Origin of the sequence: Nocardia paucivorans NBRC 100373, from assembly GCF_000308675.1 — a bacterium.
Lineage (GTDB): Bacteria > Actinomycetota > Actinomycetes > Mycobacteriales > Mycobacteriaceae > Nocardia > Nocardia paucivorans.
The window spans coordinates 23,646-48,442 of sequence record NZ_BAGE01000124.1 but is presented as its reverse complement, the minus strand read 5'-3'; the positions used below and the strand labels follow the sequence as shown (position 1 = coordinate 48,442).

Below are 24,797 nucleotides of genomic sequence, written 5' to 3'. Positions count from 1 at the left end.
GGGCGGCCGGCCCGTAGGGTATAGAGCGGTTTCATCGGCTCGGATCATCTATGCGCTCACCGGTTCGACCGGGAACGGAGAAGCGAATATCGGACGATTCGGTATCCGGAGACGACAACGAGGGCGTCGGCCGCCGTGCCGCGATCGGGGCCGGCGCCGCCGAAACCATCGACGATATCGGTATCCGCGCTGCGATCAACGCTCTTCCCCGCTCGGTACTCGCCACCGTACTCGACGTTCCCGAATCGGCTCTGGCCGGAACACCCACCGATACCGACCCGGTCGTGATCACCGCACGGCGCTGATCACGACCTGCTCCTGTCGCCGCCCGCCGCCGTACCGGCCCTCGACCGGTGCGGCCACCTACCGATGCCGGTCTCATCGCGGACCGCGGACCGCGGACAGATACCGCGGGCGTCGCAACTCCCGTTCGATCTCATCGGGTAGTTCGGGGATCGCCCGACCGTACTCGGCCGCCAACTCGACCATGCCGGTGGCGCGCACCGACCACCCGTTGTCGAGCAGCCATTGTTCCGGATCGGTTCTTTCATCGTGGTAGAAGAGATCGGCCGGATCGATATCGCCGAACGGGTTCTTGTCGAAGTACTTGGATTCGAGATTCGCGAAATTGAAGGTCGCGGCACCCGTCGGGGCGTTCTCCACCCCGAGCCGGCTGCCGGGCACCGAAAGCGCATCAATACGTTCGAACAGCGCGTCCTGCGCCGTACCGGGCAAATACGGCAGCAGCCCCTCGGCCGACCACGCCGTGGCCTCGTCGGCGTTCAGCCCCGCCGCCGAGAGTGCCGCGGGCCAGTCGTCACGCAGATCGACGGCCACGGTCCGACGCTCGGCCTTCGGCACAGCCGCATGTTCGGTGAGGACCCGGTCCTTGAACTCGAGCACTTTGGGTTGATCGATCTCGAAGACAGTGGTCCCGGCGGGCCAGTCGAGTCGATAGGCTCTCGCATCCAGCCCCGCGGCCAGGATCACCATCTGCCGGATTCCGTCCGCGGCGGCCGAGAGGAAGAAGTCGTCGAAGAATTTGGTCCGAAATCCCATGAATCCGGGAATCAGCGACGTATCGCCGATCTTCGGCGGGTCGGCCAGTATGTCCAGGAAATGTGGTTCGCCCGCGGCGCGGACGAACAGTGATGCGTATTCGTCACGGATCAGCGGATCGGGGTGGGCCGATTCCAGCGCCCGGAACGTCGCGACCCCCAGTGCGGTGAGCCCTACGCTGGTGACGATGTCCCATGCGTCTCCTTCGGTTCGGATGGCCGAAACACCTCCCCGATCGTGTCTCCGGATAGGGATATGACTTGTTCGGGCGAAAGATCTGGCAATACCGCTACGGCCGGAACCTCTTGCCCACCGCAAACCGTGGACAACGAGAACCGCAGATAATTCTAGGACCGGCCGGCCGGGATGAGGGTGCGACATCATTGCGGCAAGGCGGCATTTGCGCCCGGAAGCGGGTTCGCGGTAACGATCCCGCATCCGGGTGGTGTCGGCTGCGCGGTCGGGTCGGCTCAGCGCCGCTGGGAACTACGCTCCGCCCACCAGGCGGGGGCGTCGACGAAGTGGTTGTCGAATTCGTCCTGGGCCGCGACGAGGTCGGCCGGTTCGGCCTCGCCCGTGGCGATCCGCTCCAGTAGTCGGAAGTACTCGAAACGCTGCACGCCGGGTGTGAGCGCGATCAGGATTCGCGCCGTGCTGTCCGGGGTGGCGCCGAACGCGTGCGTCATGAACTTCGGCACCACAACCGCCCCTCCGGCGCCGACGGTGACGATCCGATCACCGGCCAGTAGCTGTAGCTCCCCCTCCGCCACATAGAACAGCTCATCGGAACGGGTGTGATAGTGCGGCGCCGCGCCGTCCGCGCCGCGAGCCATGCTCACCTCGAGCGTGCTCACGCCGCCGCCGGCCTCTTCGGCATCGATCAGCAATCGCGCGGTGGCCGATTGCGTCCGCAAGGTCTCCGCGTCCTGCGGCTGCCGGATCGCGACGTCTTTGCGTGGGGCGGGAATACTCATACAGAGCTCCATATAGTTTGGTAACTAATAATTAGGTACCGAACTATATCCTATCGAATAGAATGATGTCCATGAGCGAGCCGAAGACCGATCCCGTGGACGCGATCGTGGCGCAGTGGCAGCGGGAACGCCCGGACCTCGACCTCGAAGCGGTGGCCGTGGTCGGACGTCTGGGCCGGCTGCTGGTGCTCGCGCAGCGCGCGATCGAAACCGTGTTCACCCGGCACGGGTTGCGTCGCGGCGAGTTCGACGTACTCGCGGCGCTCCGTCGTTCGGGCGAACCGTTCGAACTCAACCCGTCGACGCTCGCCGACACTCTGATGCTCTCCCGGGCGGGTATGACCGGACGCGTGGACCGGCTGGAATCGGTGGGGCTGGTACGCCGCGTCGCGGACACCCACGACCGCCGAACGGTACGGGTGGCCCTCACCCCCGCGGGACGAGAACTGGTGGACACCGTGGTCACCGAACACGTGGCGAACGAGGCCGAAATCCTGTCCGTCCTCACCCCCGACGAGCGACGGGAACTGGACCGCCTCACCCGCATCCTGCTGAACGGTTTGGAATCGAACGCATAGATCACCGTGGCCCGGGGCGGCGGCCCACCGCTCAACGCATACCCGTCGACGAACCACCGACCACCCGCTCGAGGGCGCGCAGATCCGCGTCGAGTGTCCGATACAGCCAGTAGACGGCGACGAACGCGAGCCCGCCACCCGCGCACAGCCCCAGGACCGAATCGCGTACCAGCGGAAGCTCCTCGGGCTCGAGCAGGGAGAATCCGGCCAATACCCCCACCAACGGCACCGATGCCGTGACCGCGAGATAGACCGTGGTCCGGCGCCGCAGCGTGCGGATATCGGCGAGATCGCGCGCCGTCGTACCGCTGTGACGCAAATAGACCGGATAGATGCAGCGCACGATGTAGAACGTCGACAGGAAGAAGGTGTAGGCGACGGATATGGTGCCCGCCACCAGCACGGTCGCCGCCCCGTGGATCAGCAGTCGGGCCGGCAGATCGGTGTACCGCGACAACAGCACCACCCCGGTGACGGTTGCCAGAACCGCGGCCAACAGGGTGTTCATCGCGCACAGATCACCCCAGAACAGGGTTCTCGACCGCGCTCGCGCGAGTAACGCCTTGTCGTAGGATCTGCCGGCGCGCAGACCGCGAGGCACCTCGTGCAGACCGTGTGACATGTACGCGTAGATGAGGACCGACAGTGGGAGGGCGCAGAGCAGGAAAACGATGACGCCCCTGTTGAGCTCCCAGTTGGCGGCGTCGGACAGGCGCTCTCTGATCAGTTCTTGGACGTGCATGGCCAGATACACCGTCGCCGAGCCGACACCGACCAGTGAAGACATCCACAGGATCGGGGTGGGCCAGCGGGAAAGTCGGGCCCGCCAACTCTCCGGCGGCGGATAGACGAGATCACGGGCCCGCTGTTCGAGACACAGATCGAACTGCTGGGCCAATTCCGAACCGGAGGGGTAACGGTCCGCCGGGTCGGGTGACAGACACTTCAACAGCACTCGACGCAAGGCCATGGGGCAGTCCGGCGGAAGCTGCGACAGGAACTCCGGCGCCACCGGCCTGCGCCGCAGTTCGATCATGCGGGCCAATGACGTCTCCGACTCACCTGCGGCCATTTCGTCCGCGAACGGGCGATGTCCGGTGAGCAGCTCCCACAGCATGACCGCCAGCGCGAAGATATCGCTTCGCGTGTCCAGGTCCGCAGCGGTCGCCGGCAGGTCCGGGTGGCAGGCTTCGAGCTGTTCGGGTGACATATATGCCAGCGAGCCACCGAAGTAGGCCAGGGGGCTGGAGCCTTTGATGTGGGTGCTGAAACTGACGTTGAAATCGGCCAGCTTCGGGATTCCCTCGGCACTCATCAGCACGTTCGCGGGTTTGATATCGCGATGCAGCACCCCGCGCTCGGAAGCGTGTTGCAGCGCGTCGGCGAGCCGGCGACCCAACCAGGCGATGGTCTCCGGCCAGGTCGAGGCGGCGATTCGGGCCCGGACGGCCGATTCGGTGGGCCGGACCTCGCCCTTGTCGGCGAGCACCTTGTCGACGGCCTCGAGCAGCAGTTGCCCACTGCGTCGCTCCGGGGGCGTCGCGCGCGACAATCGCAGCACGTCCAGCAGGGTTCCCCCGGGCAGGTACTGCATATAGAGCAGTTTCAGCTCGCCGTCGGCGATGAGCCGCTGGTCGAAGATGCGCACGATGTACTCGTGGTCCAGTTGGGCGAGGGTCTGCGGTTCGGTGCCGTGATTATGGGAAATCTTGACCGCGACCAGCCGCTGCATCGACTGTTGCCGCGCGAGATAGACATGAGCGAAGGCGCCGACACCGATTCGCATCAGCAGATGGAAGTCGTCGACCTGGTCGCCGACCTCGATGGCGTCGAGAGCGAGTTGGGCCCGCGGACGGGCGATCATCGTGCTGCGGTATTCGTCGGTGAACCGGTCCGTCTCGGGACCGGTCGTCGCGACGGCGGTGGCCGAGTCGGGTTGGTGTCCGCTGCGGCGTATGGCGTGGAACTCCTCGTAGACCAGATCGGCCGGGAGTGGACCGTCGCGCAGCTCGGGAAATTCCGCCCGATAGTCGAGCAACCTCTTGGGAAAGTGGAAACGAAGCCAGCGATACTCGAGGTCGATCTTGATCAGTTCGATCAATACGATGCGCCGCTCGGCCCGGCCGGGGGCAGGTAGGTGGCCAGCTCGGGTGGGGATCCCGACGCCCACGCCCGAGAAAACAGCGCCACGATATCGGCGAGCGCTGTGCGAGTGCGTTCGGCCGAATCGACCGCATCGGGCCATTCGCGCATCGGGTGACCCGAGATCAACCGGGGTCGATCATCCGATGGCCGCCCCCGATGCGACCTTCCTCGTAGGTGTTCAACATCAACTCCTTGCTGTCGAAGCCGCTGAAGTTCCCTACCCGAATTTCCTCTCCAAGGGTATCGCGCCCGGGAGAACGACTTCGTGGCCGCGCGAATGCCGACAGGTGGGCCACCGCCCGACCACCGCTGACCACGTCCAAGGTGGTGACGGCCTTGGCCAACATCGCCGGATTACGGTAGGTATTGCCCGTGACCAGGGTGGACAACCGAATACGCTCGGTGGCGGTGGCCAGCGCGGCGAGGCCGCATGGCTGAAATTCGGCATCCGATAACCCAGTCGAATACCCATGAAACGTACGCTATGAGCCGGAGTGCGCTCCCGGTCAACAGCGCGACGGGCGTCCTCAGTTCCAGGAGTACGCCAGGGCGGCGAGTTCGTCGGCCTCCCCGGACAGACGCGTCCAGACGTGTTCGTCGTCGGGCAGCAGCCGTCGACCGATGGCGATACCGGGGCGCAACTGCCCTATCCGTTGGATGTACTCCCGCTGTTCCATCGGAGTAAGCGACCGGCCGCGCTCCCGGTCCAGAAGTTCCGAGCCCCGCGTCGGACCGGCCCATTCTCCCGAGGGCAGGCGATGGTTTTCGAAGAGCACCTCGGTACGTGACCGCACGCTCAGGCCGCCGAGTGGCACCGGCGATTCGGCGGATTCGAGCAGACGAAGCAGATCGGCGGAACCGTCGAAACACGCGTCCTGCGCCTCGCAGGGGAACATATCGACCGGTACCGTACCGTAGACGCTCCTCCAGGTAGCGCAGGAGATTGGACAGTCGACTCCGCTCGCGATGCACGGCCAGGATATCGAGACGCGACGCATAGTCCGCATAGTCGTTGTCTCCGAAACGGCGGACGATATCGACGGCCCGAGCGGGGTTGCCCACTCCCTCTTCCAGGATGACACGGCGGCGGCCGGCAATCGCGTGGTCGACCGCCATATCGAGCCATTTCTCCGCGAACGGATAGATATGGTCGCCGGCGGTGGAATCGTCCCGGACCCGTAGGCGGTGGAACCGGGGGTGGTACCGCATGTAATCGTCGGCGATCAGAACAACCGCGCCGCCGCGGTCTCGATAGGACCGGGCGAGCCTGTGGATGACCGTGGTCTTCCCCGCCGCCGGTTGCCCGCTCACCACGATCAACTCGGGCCGGCGCAACGGAACCGCTGTGCCGTCGAGTAGCTCGCGAACGATCTGCTCCTCGAAGATATGCCGCATTTCCTGCGCGGACAGCTGCACACTCCGGGCGGTGTCACGCACCGTATCGGCGAACTCGCGAGTGGTGCTGCCGAGGTTCGCACCGGCTCGCCCCAACGCCACCTCGAGTTGGCGCGTCCCTCGACTCATCACCGCTGAGACCGCGGCAGTCGAAGCCGACGTCCTCACCGATCGAATGATTCCATGTTCCCAGTTTCGGCAATATCGCCACCGATACCGGCGGAATGTGCTAACCCAGGAACGGTCGCCACGATGATCACATCGTGGTGAATCGAGGGGACTGGATGACGCCGGGGGCGAGTTGGCAATCACACAGCAAATGCTTGACTCATTCCAGAAAACGGACGAGACTTGCAGGCGTGCACACAACCACGGACTTCCAGCAGATGTTGCGGGGAGTCTCGCCGCGTGTGACCGCTGCGCGTGTCACGGCGTCGAGCGCGGCACACGATCATCCGCACACCGACACGGATTCGCTCGTCCGGGCCACGGGACCTCGCCCGGCCTCGACCTCGGGCCGAACGGTCCACGATGGCCCTACACACGCACCGCCGCGGGGCGGACCGGTCCATCCGACCGGCCCGGCGACGCGTTACCGAGCGCGGGGCAGCGACCGCCACCAACCACGCCATATATCGGCTCTGCATATATCGGCCCTGCGGGTCGATCACCCCTGTCGGCCCCACGGTCGGGCGGGCTTTTCCGCTCGACTGCGTCCGACGACCAGGGTCGCTCGGTCGCGGAAGCCGCGATCACCAACCAGGGTCTGCGTTCCGATCGCGCGGCAGCACACCCTCTTCGATCGAAAACCGCACCATCCACCCAGGAAGGAATGTCGTGACATCCGATAGCCGTCCACCCACTCCCGATACCGAGACACGAAGCGCAAGCGAGAGCGAGAACCCGGCGATCCCGTCTCCCACTCCCAAGACCGACCTTCGCCCCCGCACCAATCGCGACTGGTGGCCGGAGCAGGTCGATGTCTCGATACTGCACACTCAATCGCCCAAGTCCAACCCGCTGGGCGCTGATTTCGACTACGCCAAGGAATTCGAGAAACTCGACGTCGAGGCCCTCAAGGCCGATGTCGCGGCAGTCCTGACCGACTCTCAGGACTGGTGGCCGGCCGATTACGGAAACTACGGCGGTCTGTTCATCCGTATGAGCTGGCACGCGGCGGGCACCTACCGCATCGCCGACGGCCGCGGTGGCGGCGGTCAGGGCGCCCAGCGCTTCGCCCCGCTCAACAGTTGGCCGGACAATGCCAATCTGGACAAGGCCCGTCGACTGCTGTGGCCGGTCAAACAGAAGTACGGCAACAAGATCTCCTGGGCCGACCTCCTGGTGTTCGCCGGTAATGTCGCGCTCGAATCGATGGGATTCAAAACCCTGGGTTTCGCTTTCGGCCGTCCCGATATCTGGGAACCGGAAGAGATCTTCTGGGGGCCGGAGGACACCTGGCTGGGCGACGAACGCTACAGCGGCGACCGGGAACTGGCGAACCCGCTCGCCAATGTCCAGATGGGCCTGATCTATGTGAACCCGGAGGGTCCCAACGGTCGACCCGATCCGCTCGCCGCCGCCCGGGACATCCGCGAGACGTTCCGCCGTATGGCGATGAACGACGAGGAAACCGCCGCGCTCATCGTCGGTGGCCACAGCTTCGGCAAGACCCACGGCGCCGGCGACCCGAGCCTGGTCGGCCCCGAGCCGGAAGCCGCCCCGATCGAACAGCAGGGTCTGGGTTGGAAGAGCTCCTACGGTACGGGCAAAGGCAAGGACGCCATCACCAGCGGTCTGGAGGTCGTCTGGACCTCCACCCCCACCCGGTGGAGCAACGGCTTCCTGAAGAACCTGTACGGCTATGAATGGGAGCTGACCAAGAGCCCCGCCGGAGCGTGGCAGTGGCAGGCCAAGGACGGCGCCGGCGAGGGCACCATTCCGGATCCCTTCGACGGTCCCGCGCGGCGGCCCACCATGCTGACCACCGACCTGGCACTGCGGGAGGACCCGATCTACCGGGAGATCACCAGCCGCTGGTTGGAGCACCCCGAGGAGCTGGCCGATGCCTTCGCCAAGGCATGGTTCAAGCTGCTGCATCGCGATATGGGACCGATCAGCCGTTACCTCGGCCCGTGGGTGCCCGAGCCGCAACTGTGGCAGGATCCCGTTCCTCCCGTCGATCACGAGCTGGTGGACGAGCAGGACATCGCGGCGCTGAAGAGCAAGGTCCTCGAATCCGGCCTGTCGGTGCAACAGCTGGTCAAAACCGCTTGGGCCTCGGCGGCCAGTTACCGCAACACCGATAAGCGCGGCGGCGCCAATGGTGCTCGGATCCGCCTGGAGCCACAGAAGAGCTGGGAGGTCAACGAGCCGGAGGAACTGGCCAAGGTGCTGCCGGTGCTGGAGCAGATCCAGCAGGACTTCAATGCCTCGGCCACCGACGGCAAGAAGATCTCCCTGGCCGATCTGATCATCCTGGCCGGATCCGCGGCAGTCGAGAAGGCGGCCCGGGACGCGGGACACGACATCACGGTGCCCTTCGCTCCCGGACGAACCGACGCCACGCAGGAGACCACCGATGTGGAATCCTTCTCGGTACTCGAACCGCAGGCCGACGGGTTCCGCAACTATGCACGGCCCGGCGAGAAGGCGCCCCTGGAACGGCTGCTGGTCGACCGGGCGTACATGCTGGGCCTGACCGCTCCGGAGATGACGGTGCTGGTCGGCGGTCTGCGTGCCCTGGGCGCCAACTATGGCGGCACCGAGCACGGCGTGTTCACCGATCGGCCGGGCGTGTTGACGAACGACTTTTTCGTCAACCTTCTCGACCAGGGCACGGAGTGGAAGGCATCGGAGACGGCGGAGAACGTCTACGAAGGTTTCGACCGGCGCACCGGTGAGGCCAAGTGGACGGCCACCACCAACGATCTCGTCTTCGGATCGCACTCGGTGCTGCGTGCGGTGGCCGAGGTGTACGCACAGCAGGACGCCGCGGACAAGTTCGTGAACGACTTCGTCGCCGCGTGGGTCAAGGTGGTAGACAACGACCGGTTCGACCTCGCCCGATCCGCATAATCGAACCGAAATCCCGGGCCGCCCCGTCGGGGCGGCCCGTTTTCGTTTCCGTCTCCGATATCGGTTGGTGTGCAATCCCTTCGGTTCGAACGGTCCACCGGAACAGGCCGCCTCAGAACTCGAACTTGTCGCCGTAACCCGTCGTCTGCACGGTGCCGTTCGGCGAATCGGCGCGCACGGTGATGAACGGCATGGCCGAGGCCGGGGAGAGGCAACCGTTGACGTTCAATGGGGTGTTGCTGTGCGCGAAGGTATACGGGAACACCGCCCCTTCGCCGAGTTCCGTCGCGCCGATCACCGCCGCCGTCACGGTGCCGGGTGCCAGATTGAGCGCGAGTTCGCCCGCGAGCCCGCCTTCGACACCGACGGCGGGCTCGATCCCCACCCCGACGCCGATACTGGGTGGAACCTGTATGTCCAGGCCGAAATCCTCCAGACCGAAATCCTCCAGACCGGAACCGTTTTGTCCGGAATCATGCCGACCGGAACCGTTCTGTCCGGAATCATGCCGACCGGAACCGCTCTGGTCGGAACCGCCATGCCGAGAGCCGCCCCGTCGGGGGTCACCCCGGTCGGCACCGTTCCGGCCGGGAATTTCGGGACTGGTCCCCTCCTGACCGAATTCACCCAGACCGAATTCCCCCGGCACGAGCTCCCCCGGCACGAGCTCCCCCAACCCGAAATCTCCCAACCCGAACTCTCCGAGTCCGAAATCCTCCAGACCGAAGTCGAAACCGAACGAGGGGGCGATTCCGGTATTGACGGCGACGCTCGGCGCGATGGCAACCGAGATGCCATTGGCGATATCGACCGCACAGCCGACCAGGTACCCGGCGACGATCTCTCCGCCGCGCAGCGCCACGGGAGTATCCAGCGCGACCGAGAAATTCCCCGAGACCTTGACCGCGTGTGCGAACGGCACGCCCAGCGTCGTTTCGTCGGACCGTTCGACCGTATTGGAATCCACGGCCGCGACCATGCGCAACCCGCCGGACTCGACCTCCGCGGGGGCCGCGGCGGCCGCGGTATCGACAACACCGGTGGTAGCCAACACAACCGCGGCAACCACGGTCAGTGGATACGAATGCTTGCGGTTCATAGGGCTCCAATCGAGTCGTGATCGAATCGGAACTGCACAGACGAACTCACATACCGACGACCGCCGCGAGTTCCCTATCACGTAGACGAAACCGAATTTATCGGCCGCGGCGGGTCGACGGCGGTATTGGTACCGCACCGGCGATTTGCCGAGATGCGCGACACGCGGCGCTCGCGGCCATCGTAACCACCACAACGACCGGCCACAGCGGCCGATCCGCGCGGAAACGCTTGCAGGCCAGTATTCTAGTGCTAGAATACTGGCTGTGGAACTCACTCCCTCCGAGCTGACCGTCCTCGGATTGATCATCGAACGCCCCCGCCACGGCTACGACCTGGAGCAGGTCATCGAGCAGCGCGGTATCCGCCAATGGACCGAAATCGGGTTCTCGTCCCTGTACTACCTGCTCGCCAAACTCGAGAAACGCGGGCTGGTCCATGTTCCCGACGCCCCCACGGCCCCGAAGTCCCGACGCGTCTTCCACGCCACGGACGCGGGACGGGAGACCGCCGCGCACAACGCACTCGCCCTCATCGCGGAGCCACGCCTCGTCCCACACCCCCTGCTGGTGGGCCTGTCGAATCTGTCCCTGCTCCCGGAGCCGGACTACACGGGGGCGTTGCGGAAGCGACTCGCCCATATCGAGGCCCGCATCGCCACCGTCCGAGCCGCCGAGGAGGCCCAGGCTCCGCTCCCGTTACCGGCCTGGGAAGTGTTCTCCTATTCATCGTGCCTCTTGGAGGCGGAAAGGTCGTGGCTCGCGGCGCGAGTCCGGGTGTCCGATGACGAACAGAACTGACCACACGACGGCCAAGATCGACTTCAAAAGAGAAATGGCCGTCTACCGCGCCCGCCACGGGCAGATCCAACTGGTGGACGTGCCCGATCTGCAGTACCTCATGATCGACGGGCACGGCGACCCCAATACCGATCCGTCCTTCGCCGAAGCGGCCGGAGCGCTCTATCCACTGGCCTACAAGCTCAAGTTCACCAGCAAACAAGACCTGGGCCGCGACTACGTCGTCATGCCTCTGGAAGGCCTGTGGTGGTCCGACGACATGGATACGTTCACATCCGCGCGGGACAAGTCCCGATGGGACTGGACATTGATGATCATGGTTCCCTACTGGATCGACCAGGACATGTTCACCGATGCCGTCGCACGGGTCGCGGCGAAGAACCGGCCCCGACGTCTCCACGAGGTGCGGCTGGACTCGCTGTCCGAGGGCCGCTGCGCGCAGACATTACATATCGGCTCCTACGACGACGAGGCGGAAGTGCTGGCCCGTATGCACCACGAGTTCATCCCGGGCCATGGACTCCGGATGGTCGGCAGACATCACGAGATCTACCTCAACGATTTCCGCAAGGTCGCGCCCGACAAGCTCCGCACCATCCTCAGACAGCCGGTCGCCGAAGCGGACTCCTGAACCGATGAACCCGCCGGTCCCTCGGCCCGGAACCGCCCCGTCGCCGTGTGGCGATCGGGCCGGTCCGAGGGGCCGGCACCGTGATTCGGAGCCGACCCGACTATTTCTTGCGCCCGATCACCGCGTACCCGACGGCGGGCGGTTCGGCCGCACCGACGCGCAATACCGCCGTACCGGTCGTCGCCGGCGGCTCCACTCCGTCGGGGTACCAGGACTCGATCGCGACGATACCGGGTCCGAGCAACTCCATATCCCGGAAGAAGCGAGAAACCCCCTCGTAGGTACGGGCTTCCATCTCGATACCGCTCTGCCGATACGCACGCACCGTGCCCTCCACCACGGCCGGATCGAAATCGGTGGTCAGATGGGTCATCACCAGCAACGACCCGGACGCCAGCGGCGCCAACAGCGTATCGACGATCTCGTAGACCCGATCCCCGGGAACGAAATGGCACAGGGCGATCAGGCTCAATGCGACCGGCTCGGTGAAATCCAGGGTCTGCCGGACCGCGGGATCGTCCAGGATGCGTTCCGGTTCGGTGACATCGGCCCGGACATAGCGGACCACACCTTCCGGTGTGCCCTTCAGCAATGCCCGGGCGTGAACGAGCACGATCGGGTCGTTGTCCACATACACCACCCGAGCGTCGGGCACGATTTCCTGTGCGACCTGGTGCAGATTGGGTTCTGTCGGGATACCGGTGCCGATATCGAGGAACTGACGCACCCCCGACTCGCTCAGGTGCCGCACCGCGCGCACCATGAACGCGCGATTTTCCTTGGCCACGACCCGGACCGAGGGAATGGCCTGCTCGATCTTCGCCGCGGCCTCCCGGTCGACCGCGTGATTGTCCTTACCACCCAAGAAATAGTCGTAGATACGCGCGCTGTGGGCACGGTCCTGCCCGATATCCATCGACCCGTCGTGATCGACCACAGCCATCTCCTCACTCCGGCAATCGGGCCCCGTATGGAGTCAACCACCCCGATCCCCCGAACGCACAACCGGATTCACATGGGCTGCGGTGGCGACATCCGCATATCCGTTGCCGCCGCCGAACATATGATCTCCCGGATTTACGCCGATCCGGCGGTCCGTGGCGTTACCCTGGGCCGATGCGATCTCGGCTCCGTCGGTACCTTTCGGTCTCGCTCGTTTCCGCCGTGTCGACCCTACTCATCTGCTCGAACGCCCCCGCCGCCCCACCGCTACGACCGGCCGCCCTACCCGCGCTGGACTCGGGATTCCTCTGGGGCGTCTCGACATCGGGCTTCCAATCCGAAGGACATGCACCCGACAGCAATTGGACCCGTTATATCGCCGCGAACCCCGGATACGACCGGCTGCAGGACTCGGTGGACTTCTACGATCGCTACGCCTCGGATATCCGGCTCGCGGCAGCCCTGGGCGTTCGGGTCTTCCGGATCGGGATCGAATGGGCTCGGCTCCAGCCCGCACCGGGGGCCTGGGACGATGCCGCGTTCCGCTTCTACGACGCCGTCGTCTCGGCGATCGTGCAGTCCGGAATGCGACCGATGATCACCCTGGATCACTGGGTGTATCCCGGTTGGGCCGTCGACCGCGGCGGCTGGCGCAGCCCCGGCATGGTCGACGACTGGTTGGCGAATATGCGCAAGGTCGTCGATCGCTACGCGGATGTCGACCCGCTGTGGGTGACCGTGAACGAACCGGTGGCCTATATAGCGCACGAGGCCCGCCACGGCGCCGCCGACGCGCCTGTCATGCTGGATCGTATCGCCCAGGCGCACAACACCATCTACGACTACATCCACCAGGTGCGGCCGAGTGCCCAGGTAACCAGCAATATCGGTTATGTGGCCGGCTCGGATGTCCAGGTAAACGGTGCTCTCGTCGACCGTATCGCCGGTCGACTCGATTACGTGGGTGTCGATTACTACTTCGCCTACGATCCGGTGCGCCCTCTGCTCGAATCCATCATGAGCGCCGGCGGGTCCTCGATGCCGAACCTGCCGGGACCGCAGATGTGGGAGCTGCCGCTGCGCCCGGAAGGCATCTACTTCGCGCTGCAATATTATTCGCGCCGTTTTCCGGGCAAACCGCTCTATATCGTGGAGAACGGCATGCCCACCGACAACGGTCGTCCCCGCCCCGACGGCTACACCCGCAGCGACCATCTCCGCGATACCGTCTACTGGATCCAGCGCGCCAAGGCCGATGGCATGAATGTGATGGGCTACAACTACTGGAGCCTCACCGACAACTACGAATGGGGCAGCTACAACCCCCGATTCGGTCTCTACACCGTGGATGTGCGCACCGATCCGACCCTCGCCCGTCGCCCCACCGACGCCGTGGGCACCTACACGCAGATCGTCGCCGCGGGCGGTGTTCCCGCCGATTACCGCCCGACCCGCGGTCCCTCTCTGTGCATCCTGATCGATCCCCCGGCCAGCTGCCTGACCCCGATCGCCGCCCCGGTGCGGTAATACGGACATCGGACCGGGGTCGCTCTGGGATCGACTCCGCCCGTCACGAACCGTCGTCCGTTCCTTCCTCGGGGTTACGGTGCGATACGGGCGACCGCGCCGGTTTCGAGTGCCGTCCACAGCGCGCCATCGGGCCCGACCGTGATGCCGTGCGGTTCGGATACCTCTGTGGACAGGTCGTATTCGGTGACGGCTCCTGTGAGTTCGATACGTCCGACGCGGTTGGCGCCCCATTCGGTGAACCAGCAGTCGCCGGCGGACCCGGCGGTGATGGCATGCGGTTTCGCCATGGGATCGGGCAGCGGGAACAGTTGCATGGCGCCGCTGCAATCGCTTCGGCCGATACGGCCGGCGGCGATATCCACGAACCACAACGCATCGTCCGGGCCGCAGGTGATTCCCACCGGCGCACCGGAACCGGGGACGGGATACAGGGCGATCTCGCCGTCGAGATCGATACGGCCGATGGCATCGGCCCGGTTGAGGGTGAACCACAACGCATCGTCGGGGCCACAGGTGAGGGCGGAAGGGAACGCCTCTCGCACGGGCAGGTCGAAATGGGTGATCCGTCCCTCGACGGTGATACGACCGATTCGATCGGCGTTCGTCTCGGTGAACCACATGGCGCCATCAGGACCGGCGCAGATTCCGAACGGTCCGCTACCCGACTCCGGCAGCCCGAACGCCGTGACGACGCCGTCGGTGGTGATGCGGCCGATATGGCCGTCCCCGTAGCGAGTGAACCACAGTGCCGCGTCCACACCTGCGGCGATGACGGTCGGTCGGCACCCCGGGGCCCCCACCGGGTAACGGTCGATCCCACCGTCCGTGGTCAGGCGGGCGACCTCACCACTGTGGACCAGGGTGATCCACAGCGCTTCGTCGGCCCCCGTGGTGAGGTCGTAGGGGCCCGCCTCGGCATCGGACAACGGGAAGATCCGAATACCGTGGTCATCACCCTGCTGCGTCATCGACATCCTCTCGGTTGCTTCCGCCCGGGGCCGGACCGATCGCCGATGGCCCGCCCCATCGCGCCACGGTGATCGTGGTGGGTGGCCGCCCCGGCGCAGGACGACACTGTGCCCGCTCCCCCGACAACAACGCAACTCGTTTATCCGACGGACGGACCGACCGGGCATATCGATGAGAAAAGCACTACCCGAACAATCTGGGGCGTGGGGCGAGGTGGAGTGCGAACAACAGATCGGAGTTGCGGACATGATGCGGTTGTTCGATATGGCGGATCAGCCCCGATTGACGTATCCAACTGTGGTGCCAATGGTGCGGTTCCGGAAGGGTCACCTCGCACAGATCGGCGAGGACCCGCAGCCGCTGACCGGCCCCGCCGACGGCGCCGGCGAGAAGTTTCGGAGCGGGGTCCGCGCGGGTCTCCTGGTATGTACGGGCGGCCCGCAGCACGGGACGCGCCGGCGGGGGTATCACCCACACGTATACGTCGGCCGCTCTGGCACAGCCGATCGGACCGGCGAAAACGAGCTCCTCCGGAGTGAGCGATGCGCAGGGGACGGCATTGAGTTCCATGCTGGTGGCACCGGTGAAGAGCGCCGTGACGAGGGCCGCGGCGTCGACCGGATTGTCGGTTCGCACCCGAATGCGCTCGACCGTTTCCGCATCGAGCCGGGTTGTGGTCAACCCGGGTCCCACCGAGTAGAGCAGGTCCGGCGGCAGATCCAATCGCATACCGTGCAGGAGGAAGGCCGCCTGCGCACCGCGGAGTCGAGCGACGGTGTGCGCACGACCGGGGCTGTCGGCGACGATTTCGCCGAGGAATCGGTAGAGGCCGAGCATATCGTGCCATTCATCGATCTGCCCCGCATAGGACCGCTCCGGGAGCCGGCGCCGGACCGCACGTGGGGAGCGCAGCACACCCCGCATGTGTTCTGCCAGGGCCACATCATCCGGTCCGAGCCAGTACGGTTCGGGTTTCTGGTCCAAATCGTGCCGACAGGGGTGGCCGGCCCGGGCGGCGAACCATCGACAGGTCCACTCGAGGCCTTCGTTGTATACCGCGTCGACCCGGGTGAACTGTTCCGGCGGAAGGCCTCGGTAGGCGTCGGCGCGGAAGGTGCCGACATCGCTGTCGGGTAGTCGAGGCAGCGTCTCGTCCGCGGTGACCATCGAAACCGTGCCTCCCACTATCCGCGTACCGACGAGCTGCCGATATCCGATTTCCCGAGTACCGACCTCCGATATCTCGGCCGGTGGTGCGGAAGTATTCTTCGCCCTATGAGACACCAACCACCGCCATAACCCCCGTTCGCTCGTCCCCGGTTTCCGCGATACCGATCGCACGTATTCAGTGGATAGTTCCCCGTCCTCGTCGAGCCGAATCAGGTGATCCAGCGCGGACATACACGCCGTGAGAATGCCGGCCTCGGTCATAACGAAACCTCCCGGGCCTCAATCTTTTAGCGAATTCCATGGGTCGCGTGGTGCGTTCGATCACCGACACGGCCTTGGAAGAAGAAAATAACCATCCGACACGCGATATGCGTCGCCAAGAAAGAGGCCTCGACAATATTCGTGACGGCAACGAGATCGCCCATCCCAGGTCTCGACCGGACTCGTCCGACGCGATTTCGAGCCGGACCTCCGGTTCTCACCCCGGAGACGGGCACGAGACGAGGACAGTGGGATGTATCACACCGTCTCGGCGGCTCGAGCGAGATTGGACGACCGATGGTGGGTATGTCGGGGGCGTGACGGTGACGCAACGCGGCGCGCCGGTGTGTTGGTTTCCATTGCTCGTTTCGGGAGGGCTCGTGTCTTCGATGCTTTCATTTCTCACGCTCATGCTCATGCTGCCGGGCATGGCGGCCGTCGCCGCGTATGTAACGGTGGCGGTCAGCGTATGGCTCGAAAAGCGACGCGAGGTCGATGTTCCCGAGACGCGCGTCGAAGCGCGCCACCCGTAAGAGATGTCGCGCGTCGGCCGTGACCGGTCGGGAGAAGGCGGCCACGGACTATGGACCGTTACCGAGCAGATGGGGGCAGATGAGCCGAAAGTAGCCAGGCCGGTACCGATTTACGGCCGTTGGGTTCCTCGCGGATGCCCTCGAACCGCACGGCGGGACCATCCGTGGGCTGCTCGAGCTCGGGTGGCAGGTTCGCGTGGATACGGGCCGGCCTGATCTCGTCGACCACCCAGTACTTCGACACCACTTCACGAAGCTCGTCCTCGGTGACCGGCGCAGGTGCCGGACCGGACACTTCGGGCAGGCCGGACCGGTCGAAAACAAGCGCGAAATACGATGCGTCCGGCGCGGCGGCTCGGGCGATCGAGCGCAGATACCCTTCGCGCGCCTCAACCGGTATCGAATGGAACAGCGTGCTGTCGACAATGGTGCCGAAGCGGCCGTCATAGCCACCGAACGAGGTTATGTCGGCCACTTCGAAAGTGGCGTTGGTCAGACCGCGGCGGGCGGCTTCGGCGCGGGCCAACTCTATGGCGGTCGGTGCGATATCCAGCCCGACGGTGGTGTACCCCCGTTCGGCCAGGTACAACGAGATGGCTGCCTCCCCGCATCCGACATCGAGCACATCCCCGTGGAACTTGCCCTGCTCGATCAGCACGGCGAGCTCGGGCTGGGGTTCGCCGATACTCCACGGCGCCTTACCGCCCGGCCCGACCGGACCGGCCGTGCCGCGGTAGACCTCTTCGAATTCGAAATCGCCCGGATTGGTCATGATCCACCCCTATCAGCCGATCCGGCGTATGTACAGTTACTCACCGGTTTCGGATCTCCGGCCCGGCCACGCCGCCGAGCGCTCTCCCGGCTACCGGCCGGCGGTAGGGGTCGCCGTAACCGGTATCGACCGGGTACGGTGGCCGAATGCTGTGTTTCCGTGAGGCAGGAGCGAACGGATGGGCGTACCGCACGGCACCGCTCGAAGCGTTCGGTGACCGGTGCGAGGAGCAGGTCGGCGCCCGAAATAGCGCAGCCGAGAGGGATTTCCGAGACTCCGGCCGCCGTTTTCGTTAGTGTCTGAAACGAAAACTGATGTATCGGCGGGTAACCGCAGTGCCGAAGAAGTTGGGTGGTGGGCCGGTCACGATGCTGTCGCACGCGCGCATCCCCGGGAACGAGTTGATCTACAGTGGCTATTCGGTGGCATATCCCCGAATTACTTGTTCGCGCATTCCGTTCCGGAGTGGAGGAGACCCGCGGCCGGGTGGGAATCCGGACCCGGCTGCTGTCCATCGTGCTGATCACCAGCGTCACCTTGCTGGTGGTCGGTGTGGGCGCCGCGGGGTATCTGGTGAAAACCAGCCTGTCGGCGACGGTATGGGCCAATCTGATCAGCAGCACCACCACCCCGGTGATCTCGATGGTGCAGGCGTTCGAGGAGGAACGCCGACTGTCACTGCTGTATCTGGCGGGTGATCCGGACGCGGCGGACCGGCTGGTGGACGCGCGGCAGCGCTCGGACACCGCATTGGCCGCGGTGATCGCCAAGGGCGAGGCAGCCCAACGTCTCGACCCCGATGGCTCGGCGGACGACCTCGAGGCCTTCCGCCCGCTGTACAACCGGGTTCCCGGGGTGCGCACCGCGATCGACGCCCGGGCGATGCCGCACAAGGAGGCGTTCGGTTTCTTCAGCTCGGTGATCGAGACCATTTTCCAGGCGTCGCTGGTGGCCGCCCGGGTGGCGCCCGAGGCCGGTATCGCCGTGGCGCTCGGTTACGGTATCGAACCGCTGCGCGCCGCCGAGGCATTGTCGAAGGCCGATACCCTCGGTGCCGTGGCCCTTCTACGCGGCGAGCTGACACCGGAACAGCTGCTCGAGTTCACCCGGCACACCGGTCAGTTCCGGGAACAGGTCACCTACTCCGCGTCGGTGCTCACGGGATCACGCCTGGAACAGCTGCGGGCCATCACCGACTCACCGGCCTGGCAGCAGGTGACCGCCATGCAGGACGCCATCATCCTGCGTGGTCCGCTGCCGGTCGACGATTCCGCCGCGGACACCGACTACGACACCGAACGGCCCGAGGCAACGGAGGCCCCCGCCCTACCGATCACCGTTCAGCAATGGCAGGAGGCATCCGAGCAGGTCAACTCGGCTCTGCTGAAACTTTGGGAGGACCAGAGCCGAGACGCGCACGCCATCGCACGGGCGGAGGGCACCGATACGGCGACGAAATCCCTGATCGGCGGGATCGTGGTGCTGATCCTCACCACCTCGGCCTTCGTCGCGGCGCTGATCATGGCCAACCGGTTCATCGGACGGATGCGTCGGCTGCGCAACGACACCCTGGAACTCGCGGACGAGCGGTTGCCCGATCTCATGCGCCGGCTCGAAAGCGGGGAGAACGTCGACACGGCCGCCGAAGTGGCGCGGCTGGATTTCGGTACCGACGAACTCGGTGAAGTGGCCGACGCGTTCAACCGAGCCCAGGTGGCCGCCGTCTCGGCGGCGGTCGCCGAAGCCAAGACACGCGCCGGTTCCCGAACGGTCTTTCTCAATATCGCCCGGCGCAATCAGCTGGCCGTGCACCGACAACTGGCGTTGCTGGACCGGGCCGAACGCCGCGAGGAGAACGCCGATCAACTCGAACTCCTCTTCCAGCTCGACCATCTGGCCACCCGAGCCCGACGGCACGCCGAGAACCTCATCGTCCTCGGCGGTGAACAACCGGGGCGACAGTGGCGCAAGCCGATTCCGCTGTGGGATCTGGTCCGCGGCGCGGCGGCGGAAAGCCTGGACTACCCCCGGATCCACACCGGTCGCATTCCCGATCTGCATATCACCGGCCAGGCCACGGCCGACCTGATCCATCTGCTCGCGGAGCTGATGGACAATGCCACGGCGTTCTCGCCACCGGAATCCCGGGTCGAGGTATCGGCCACCATCGTCGGCCGCGGGGTTGCGGTGGAAATCGCCGACAACGGGTTGGGAATGCCTGCGGAGGAGATAGCCGCGTGCAACCAGCTCCTGGCCGAACCCCCGGATTTCGGGATGGCGGCGCTGACCGGCGGCACTCGCCTGGGACTGTTCGTCGTGGCCACCTTGGCCGCCCGGCACGGTGTCTCGGTGCGATTGGCGGAATCCGCGTCCGGCGGGATCATGGCGGTCGTGGTGATTCCGAATACGCTCATCTCCTCCGAGGATCCCCCCACCGAGCCGGCCGTCGAGCCCGCCCAGGTCCCGACCTCCGAACCCGCATATGCCGCGGCGACGGCAGTCGCCTCCCGAGAAACCCGCACCCCAGCGTCCGAGAACGCTTCGGCGCCGACCCGGTCGGCCGGCGCGCCGGCGCAGCCGGCCACCGTCGAATCCACAGCGGAGCCCGCACCGGGGGCCCGTCCCCCGCTGCCGCGGCGGCGTCGACAGTCCACGGAAGCGGACACCGAGAAGCTTCCGATCGTCGAGACGCCCCGGACGCGCACACCCGAACAGGCACGCAACCTGATGGCCGCGATCGAGAACGGCACCCGGTCGGGGCGCCGTCCGCATCCCGACTCGACCGCAAGCGATCGCACTCGACAGGAAGGTGATGATGACCACTCCCCCACGCACTGACCTGAGCTGGCTACTGGAAGAACTGGTCAGTGGGTTACCGGAGGCCGAGTCGGCGGTGCTGTTGTCCACCGACGGACTGCTGATGGGCCATTCGGCCGGGATGGACCGGACCGATGCCGAACGATTCGCCGCCATGGCATCGGCCTTCCACAGCCTGGCGCGCAATGCCGGAAGCCATTTCAAGGCCGGTGGGGTCTGCCAAACCGTGGTGGAGCTCGATCGCGCGGTGCTGTTCATCACCGCGGCCGGTAACAACGCCTGCCTCGCCCTGTTGGCCGCAGAGGGCGCGAATATGGGCATGGTGGCCTACGAGGTGAACCGCACGGTCCAACGTGTCGGCTCTCATCTCGCCGTCGACACCCGACCCAACCCGAACGGCACACTTCAGCAGTGAAAGATCCGCGCACCGACCCGTGGAACGAGGAGGACGCCGGCCCCGTCGTACGCCTCTACGCGTTGACCCGCGGCCGGGGTCGCACCCGTTCGGACCTGAGCCTGGACACCATGGTTGTCGACGCCAGAGCCGGATTCGCTCCACGGCGAACCGAACCCGAGTATCTCGACATCATCCGGCTGTGCCGTTCTCCGCAATCGGTAGCGGAGATTTCGGCGCAGCTGCGTCTCCCGCTCACGCTGACCAAGGTCCTCATCGGGGATCTGATCGATGACGGCCGGCTGGTGGTCCGCGCTCCGGTCGAGGCCACGAACGACGCCGCCGATCTCGGGCTGCTGCAGATGATCGCGAACAGTTTGCGTGGAGGATGATCCGAGCCGCCGGAGAAACCGCGATCACCCGCACCCGCGCGGATCGGGTGATCTCACCGAGGCAGCAGATGGAGGGCCAGTAACGCGGTGTCGTCGGTGACGTCGTCACCGAAGGAGACGAGCAGTTCCCGGAACGCGGCAATCGTCTCGGTGGCCGAAGCCGGAGCCAGCGCGCGACCGAAGTCGAGAAGGGCCGATTCCCCGTAGAACCCGTCGGTGGTGCGGGCCTCGGTGACGCCGTCGGTGTAGAGCAACAGCGTATCGCCGGGATGCAGGTCGAAGGTGATGGTCACGATATCCGCGCCGGGGAACACTCCGATCAATTGTCCGCCCGGGGTCGGTAGGTATTCGGCGGTACCGTCACCACCCAGGAGCAATGCCGGGGGGTGTCCGCCGGAGGCCATGGTCACGGTGGCATGCGGCTGCTCCGACTCGAGGTCGAGGGTGAGCAGTCCGTAGAGCACGGTGCAGAAGCGAAGGGTTCCGGGTTGGCGATCCCGCACCATGACGGTGTTGAGATGGGTCAGGACCGCGGCGGGATCGGGATCGTGGACCGCGGCCCCGCGAAGCGTGTACCGGGCCAGGGAGGTGATCGTGGCGGCGGTGGCCCCTTTACCACAGACGTCACCCAGGAAGCACCCCCACGCGCCGGCGGAAATGGGAAACAGATCGTAGAAGTCTCCACCGACCTCGTCGGCGGAAGCGACGTGGTAGTGCGCGGCGACGTCCATGCCCTCGATGGATTCGAGCGCCGAGGGCAGCAGGGTGCGCTGGAGGGTGGTGTTCAACCGATGCAGCCGCTCCCGGTCGCGTTCTACCTCCCGGCGGGCGCGCAGCAACTCGGTTTCGTAGGCACGACGCTCCCGGGCATCGAATATCGTGGTCCGAACCAGCAGCGGCTGCCCATCCGACGAGGCCTTCACCGTGGAGGTCACCAGGACGGGCAGCCGGGAGCCATCGGCCGCCCGGAGTTCGAGGGCGATACCGCTGATCTGGCCCTGCATCCGCAGCAGCGGTGCGAAATGGGTTTCGTGGTACAGCCGCCCACCGACGGTGAGCAGATCGTTGAAACAGCGCCGGCCCACCACCTCCTCGCACCGATACCCGAGCCAGCCCAACAGGGTGGCATTGATCTTCACGATGCGTCCGTCCAGCATCGTCGACAGATAGCCGCAGGGCGCGTTCTCGTACAGATCCTCGACGTCGTCCTCCAACAGCGCCGCGAACTCCGCGCGACGGCCCGGGTCGCCGGACTCGAATCCGAAACGATCGGAATCCGACCCACTCGCGCGGCACATCATCACAGACTACGCACGAACTCGGTGATCGCCTCGGCGGTCTCCTCGGGAGCGGCCAGCTGGGGGCAGTGCCCGGTCGCGTTCAAGGTCACCAATCGGCTGCCGGCAATGTTGGCATGAACGAATTCCCCCACCTCCGGCGGCGCGATCGCGTCGTTCGAGCATTGGGCCACCAGGGTCGGCACCTTCACCGCCGACAGATCTTCCCGGTTGTCGGAGAGAAAGGTCACGCGGGCGAACACCCGCGCGATCTCGGGGTCGGTGCGGCAGAAACTGTTCTCCAGCTCCTGCGCCAGCTCGGGACGATCCGGATTGCCCATGATCACCGGCGCCATCGCTCCCGACCATCCCAGGTAGTTGGCATCCAGTGACTCGAGCAGTTCATCGATGTCGGCGGCGCTGAATCCGCCGCGATACCCGGTGTCGGGGTCGTCGAGGAAGCACGGGCTCGGCGCCAGCAACACCAATCCCTGGAAGAGTTCCGGTTCCGCCCCGGCGGCCAGGACGCCCATCATCGCCGCAACCGAATGCCCGACCAGGACCACCGGCCCCGAACCCACCGCTCGGCACACCTGTCGAATGTCCTCGGCGTAACCCTCCATCGTCGAATACCGCTCGGGGGTCCAGGCCGACAGATCCGACCCCCCGGAGCCCACGTGATCGAACAGCACCACCGTGAACCGTTCGGCCAATATCGGCGCCACCAGCCGCCACAGGCCTTGATCACAGCCGAACCCATGGGCCAGCACCACCACCGGCGCATCGGCCTGCCCCGAGACCACCACACGGTTCCTGCTCATCACGTCGCTCACACTCCCATCCTGACAGAAACCGACGCCGAGGTTCGTTTTCTCTTCGTTCTCGCAGGCAGATCGATGGGTGCGTACCGGTATGGCCTTACGAATGCGACTCGGGACACCCACCGCGGAACCGTTTCCGCCCGTCTCGATGGGTGCGCCCGGGTGACCGTTCGTGGCGGCGCCGCCACCACGGCCATCGGTGGTATCCGAGCTCGACGAGGAGTGATGGGTCCTGGACAGTTCGGACAGGCGCGCGGTATTACGGAGTGGCCGGGGCGGTGGGGCATTGGCGGCGATAACCCCGGGGCGGGCCCGGGCGGTGCCGCGGACGTGGTCACCGCAGGAGTCGGCGCCCGGCTCGCCGACCGACTCCTGCGATTGGGCACCAACCTGGATCTGGCGATCCTGAGCAACCCTGTACCGGGCGCGTTCACCCGCTTCCTCCTCGGCGATCCCATCGCCGACGGACTGGGCATCGCCCGCGAACCGATCTGGGATCCCCTGCTCCGCCTGAGCTGGGGCCCGTTCGTCGCCGTCCGCGAAGGCATTCTCACCATCGCCCCACCCGCACAGGAGGCCTACTGGCTGTTCGACGAGTTCCTCCGCCAATTCGCCCTGTGGTATCTGGCCGAACTCCGCATGCCCATCAGCATCGAAGCGCCCACCGCCAACCGCGATATGACTCAACGGCCACGCTGAAGCCAGTCCTCACATCGCGAGTTCGCACCCCCACCCGGGACGCATCGGCCCCGACCATCCCCGGTCGGGGCCGAGCCACCGATCCGGGAAGGCCGATCCGGCCGGACATCTCGATATCCGCATTCACCGAAGAACACATCACCGGAACGAGAATTACAAATTCACTGTGAGCGTGGACACAAATTGACCCGCCTCACAGGCCTGTAATTTTAAATCCAGGATAATTTTCTCTTCCATCGCTGCCGGTTCAGCTCCTGTTCACCCATTTATCAGGCCGAGTTAACAAAACTCGACAATAACGTTCAGATCACGGAATTACCAAAGTATGTGACGGCGTAAAGACGTCGTGCGCAAACACATACAACAGGAGTGGAAACATGGGATCAGTGGATCTGGGCAGCCTCGCGGACATCCTGAGCGCATTGGGTGACATTTTCGGCGGCATCGGCGTGCTGTCGAGCT

At 65.6% G+C, this 24,797-nt stretch carries 20 protein-coding genes and 3 pseudogenes; 11 read left to right on the top strand and 12 right to left on the bottom strand.

The window, feature by feature from the left end; translation table 11 throughout:
• Nucleotides 1-50 precede the first annotated feature (50 nt).
• Nucleotides 51-305 carry a hypothetical protein gene (locus ON32_RS24945; protein ID WP_040793467.1) on the top strand — a complete coding sequence of 85 codons (255 nt, stop codon included), beginning with the start codon at nucleotides 51-53 and terminating at the stop codon, nucleotides 303-305.
• A gap of 73 nt (nucleotides 306-378) precedes the next feature.
• Here ON32_RS24945 and ON32_RS24940 read toward each other — a convergent pair whose 3' ends face one another.
• Complete coding sequence (locus ON32_RS24940; protein ID WP_040793480.1) at nucleotides 379-1,275, bottom strand: class I SAM-dependent methyltransferase; 897 nt, start codon at nucleotides 1,273-1,275, stop codon at nucleotides 379-381.
• A gap of 254 nt (nucleotides 1,276-1,529) precedes the next feature.
• The gene (locus ON32_RS24935) at nucleotides 1,530-2,033 is read right to left on the bottom strand and encodes a cupin domain-containing protein (RefSeq protein WP_040793479.1); all 504 of its coding nucleotides are present in this window, start codon (nucleotides 2,031-2,033) and stop codon (nucleotides 1,530-1,532) included.
• Between the two features lie 71 nt (nucleotides 2,034-2,104).
• On the opposite strand from ON32_RS24935, the gene ON32_RS24930 reads away from it, so the two are divergent.
• A complete protein-coding gene (locus tag ON32_RS24930) occupies nucleotides 2,105-2,611 on the top strand; it encodes a MarR family winged helix-turn-helix transcriptional regulator (protein ID WP_085995265.1) in 507 nt (168 codons plus the stop codon).
• 31 nt (nucleotides 2,612-2,642) lie between these two features.
• Here ON32_RS24930 and ON32_RS24925 read toward each other — a convergent pair.
• From ON32_RS24925 to ON32_RS30930, 3 genes and pseudogenes are all read right to left on the bottom strand, one after another.
• A pseudogene (locus tag ON32_RS24925) lies at nucleotides 2,643-4,864 on the bottom strand (serine/threonine-protein kinase).
• 170 nt (nucleotides 4,865-5,034) lie between these two features.
• Nucleotides 5,035-5,181, bottom strand: a pseudogene (locus tag ON32_RS28315) (LLM class flavin-dependent oxidoreductase); the annotation flags it as partial.
• Nucleotides 5,111-6,151 carry a zeta toxin family protein gene (locus ON32_RS30930; RefSeq protein ID WP_373284367.1) on the bottom strand — a complete coding sequence of 347 codons (1,041 nt, stop codon included), beginning with the start codon at nucleotides 6,149-6,151 and terminating at the stop codon, nucleotides 5,111-5,113. The pseudogene ON32_RS28315 and the gene ON32_RS30930, both read right to left, overlap by 71 nt.
• 837 nt (nucleotides 6,152-6,988) lie before the next feature.
• Here ON32_RS30930 and katG point away from each other — a divergent pair.
• Complete coding sequence (katG, locus tag ON32_RS24905) at nucleotides 6,989-9,229, top strand: catalase/peroxidase HPI (protein WP_040793463.1); 2,241 nt, start codon at nucleotides 6,989-6,991, stop codon at nucleotides 9,227-9,229.
• Nucleotides 9,230-9,341: 112 nt separating this feature from the next.
• Here the strand turns inward: katG and ON32_RS24900 are convergent, their stop codons facing one another.
• The gene (locus ON32_RS24900; protein WP_040793462.1) at nucleotides 9,342-10,328 is read right to left on the bottom strand and encodes an MspA family porin; all 987 of its coding nucleotides are present in this window, start codon (nucleotides 10,326-10,328) and stop codon (nucleotides 9,342-9,344) included.
• 265 nt (nucleotides 10,329-10,593) lie between these two features.
• Between ON32_RS24900 and ON32_RS24895 the strand changes: the two genes are divergently transcribed.
• Together ON32_RS24895 and ON32_RS24890 are read left to right on the top strand one after the other, a co-directional pair.
• The gene (locus ON32_RS24895; RefSeq protein ID WP_040793461.1) at nucleotides 10,594-11,127 is read left to right on the top strand and encodes a PadR family transcriptional regulator; all 534 of its coding nucleotides are present in this window, start codon (nucleotides 10,594-10,596) and stop codon (nucleotides 11,125-11,127) included.
• The gene (locus ON32_RS24890; protein ID WP_040793460.1) at nucleotides 11,111-11,758 is read left to right on the top strand and encodes a GyrI-like domain-containing protein; all 648 of its coding nucleotides are present in this window, start codon (nucleotides 11,111-11,113) and stop codon (nucleotides 11,756-11,758) included. Before ON32_RS24895 ends, ON32_RS24890 begins: the two co-directional genes overlap by 17 nt.
• A gap of 100 nt (nucleotides 11,759-11,858) precedes the next feature.
• On the opposite strand, the gene ON32_RS24885 is transcribed toward ON32_RS24890, so the two are convergent.
• Nucleotides 11,859-12,701 carry an SAM-dependent methyltransferase gene (locus ON32_RS24885; protein ID WP_245551281.1) on the bottom strand — a complete coding sequence of 281 codons (843 nt, stop codon included), beginning with the start codon at nucleotides 12,699-12,701 and terminating at the stop codon, nucleotides 11,859-11,861.
• 173 nt (nucleotides 12,702-12,874) lie between these two features.
• Between ON32_RS24885 and ON32_RS24880 the strand changes: the two genes are divergently transcribed.
• Nucleotides 12,875-14,227, top strand: coding sequence for a family 1 glycosylhydrolase (locus tag ON32_RS24880; RefSeq protein WP_040793459.1), 1,353 nt, complete (start codon nucleotides 12,875-12,877; stop codon nucleotides 14,225-14,227).
• 74 nt (nucleotides 14,228-14,301) lie between these two features.
• On the opposite strand, the gene ON32_RS24875 is transcribed toward ON32_RS24880, so the two are convergent.
• A complete protein-coding gene (locus ON32_RS24875; RefSeq protein WP_051133657.1) occupies nucleotides 14,302-15,198 on the bottom strand; it encodes a Vgb family protein in 897 nt (298 codons plus the stop codon).
• Between the two features lie 184 nt (nucleotides 15,199-15,382).
• Nucleotides 15,383-16,366, bottom strand: a complete 984-nt coding sequence (locus ON32_RS24870) for a hypothetical protein (RefSeq protein ID WP_157224357.1) — start codon at nucleotides 16,364-16,366, stop codon at nucleotides 15,383-15,385.
• A gap of 311 nt (nucleotides 16,367-16,677) precedes the next feature.
• Between ON32_RS24870 and ON32_RS29195 the strand changes: the two genes are divergently transcribed.
• Nucleotides 16,678-17,163, top strand: coding sequence for a hypothetical protein (locus ON32_RS29195; RefSeq protein ID WP_157224356.1), 486 nt, complete (start codon nucleotides 16,678-16,680; stop codon nucleotides 17,161-17,163).
• 58 nt (nucleotides 17,164-17,221) lie between these two features.
• Here the strand turns inward: ON32_RS29195 and ON32_RS24865 are convergent, their stop codons facing one another.
• Entirely contained in the window at nucleotides 17,222-17,935 is a 714-nt protein-coding gene (locus ON32_RS24865; RefSeq protein WP_040793457.1) for a class I SAM-dependent methyltransferase, read from the bottom strand.
• A 465-nt stretch (nucleotides 17,936-18,400) separates the two neighbouring features.
• Here ON32_RS24865 and ON32_RS24860 point away from each other — a divergent pair, with 465 nt between their 5' ends.
• From ON32_RS24860 to ON32_RS24850, 3 genes are read left to right on the top strand one after another with little or no spacing between them, the layout of a single operon-like run.
• The gene (locus ON32_RS24860; RefSeq protein ID WP_040793456.1) at nucleotides 18,401-20,773 is read left to right on the top strand and encodes a sensor histidine kinase; all 2,373 of its coding nucleotides are present in this window, start codon (nucleotides 18,401-18,403) and stop codon (nucleotides 20,771-20,773) included.
• Nucleotides 20,751-21,167: a roadblock/LC7 domain-containing protein gene (locus ON32_RS24855; RefSeq protein WP_040793455.1), complete on the top strand. Its 417-nt coding sequence runs from the start codon at nucleotides 20,751-20,753 to the stop codon at nucleotides 21,165-21,167. The genes ON32_RS24860 and ON32_RS24855 overlap by 23 nt, the downstream gene beginning before the upstream one ends.
• Nucleotides 21,164-21,538, top strand: coding sequence for a DUF742 domain-containing protein (locus ON32_RS24850; protein WP_040793454.1), 375 nt, complete (start codon nucleotides 21,164-21,166; stop codon nucleotides 21,536-21,538). The genes ON32_RS24855 and ON32_RS24850 overlap by 4 nt, the downstream gene beginning before the upstream one ends.
• A 53-nt stretch (nucleotides 21,539-21,591) precedes the next feature.
• Here the strand turns inward: ON32_RS24850 and ON32_RS24845 are convergent, their stop codons facing one another.
• Entirely contained in the window at nucleotides 21,592-22,836 is a 1,245-nt protein-coding gene (locus ON32_RS24845; RefSeq protein WP_040793475.1) for a PP2C family protein-serine/threonine phosphatase, read from the bottom strand.
• 2 nt (nucleotides 22,837-22,838) lie between these two features.
• The gene (locus tag ON32_RS24840; RefSeq protein ID WP_040793474.1) at nucleotides 22,839-23,636 is read right to left on the bottom strand and encodes an alpha/beta fold hydrolase; all 798 of its coding nucleotides are present in this window, start codon (nucleotides 23,634-23,636) and stop codon (nucleotides 22,839-22,841) included.
• A 348-nt stretch (nucleotides 23,637-23,984) separates the two neighbouring features.
• On the opposite strand from ON32_RS24840, the pseudogene ON32_RS24835 reads away from it, so the two are divergent.
• Nucleotides 23,985-24,335: pseudogene (locus ON32_RS24835) on the top strand (oxygenase MpaB family protein); the annotation flags it as partial.
• Between the last annotated feature and the right edge of the window lie 462 nt (nucleotides 24,336-24,797).